The organism is Pseudokineococcus lusitanus, from assembly GCF_003751265.1.
Classification (GTDB): domain Bacteria; phylum Actinomycetota; class Actinomycetes; order Actinomycetales; family Quadrisphaeraceae; genus Pseudokineococcus; species Pseudokineococcus lusitanus.
In genome coordinates this window covers 1-1,115 of the sequence record NZ_RJKN01000019.1, presented here as the reverse complement: position 1 = coordinate 1,115, position 1,115 = coordinate 1, and the positions used below count along the sequence as shown (strand labels likewise).

Annotated in this window: 1 protein-coding gene; it reads right to left on the bottom strand. The window is 71.5% G+C overall.

Annotation, left to right across the window (positions count from 1 at the left end; genetic code table 11):
* A partial coding sequence (locus tag EDC03_RS17345) for an IS481 family transposase (RefSeq protein ID WP_123381524.1) occupies window positions 1-988 on the bottom strand: 988 nt, incomplete at its 3' end.
* Window positions 989-1,115 lie beyond the last annotated feature (127 nt).

Below are 1,115 nucleotides of genomic sequence, written 5' to 3'. Positions count from 1 at the left end.
TGTACTGCCCAGGGACGTTGATCAACCTGGTGATGGGCGGGACCTTGCCGATGGCGGAGTGGGGTCGGTGATGGTTGTACCGGTGGAGGAAGGCCGGTAGGGCTGCTCGTCGGTCGGCTTCGCGCTTGTAGTGGCGGGTGAAGGCCCACTCGGCGGCCATCGTGCGGTGGAAGCGTTCGACCTTGCCGTTGGTCTGGGGCCGGTAGGGGCGGGTCTTCTTGACCGTGATGCCCAGCTCGGCGCAGGTGGCCGCCCACAGCCGCGACCTGTACGCCGACCCGTTGTCAGACAGCACCCGTTCCACCCGGACGCCGCGGGCGGCGAACCACGAGGTCGCCCGGGCCAGCACCCCGGTGGCGGTGACGGCGGTCTCGTCGGCGTGGATCTCGGCGTAGGCGACCCGGGAGTGGTCGTCGACGACGGTGTGCACGAACGCCGTCCCCATCAGCGGGCCGTGATGGCGGTTGCGGGCCTTGTCGGGGGTCCTGGCCCTGTTCCGCTCGCCCTGGGCGCGCCCGGTGAACCGCCACCCGCCGCCGTCGGGGATGTTGCCCAGCTTCTTGACGTCGACGTGGATCAACGCGCCCGGGTGCTCGTGCTCGTAGCGGCGGATCGGCTCGCCGGTGCGGATGTCGACGTGGGACAGCCGGTTGAGCCGGCACCGGACCAGGACGGCGTGGACGGTCGAGGCCGGCACCCCGGTCGCCGCGCTGATCGCCAGCGGGGACAGTCGCTGCTTCCACCGCAGGTTGACCACCCGACGGACCAGGTGGCCGGGCGTGCGGGCCGGGCTGCGGTGCGGGCGCGAGGACCGGTCGGTCATCCCCTCGGCGCCCATCGCGGCGTACCGCACGGCCCACCGCTTGGCCGTCGGCCAGGACACGTGGAAGTACTCCGCAGCGCGGGCGACCGGCCATCCGTCGTCGACCACCAGCCGTCCGAGCCGGGCCCGGGTCTTGGGTGTGAGCGCGGCGTTAGCGTGGGACACGAGGACCTCCTGGTCGTGGTGCGGAACCTTCAGCAGTCCCACTCCACACCGGGAGGTCCTCGCTCACGTCACGACGCGCTCACACGCTCACGTCGCACTCACCCGACCAACGTCCCTGGGCAGTACA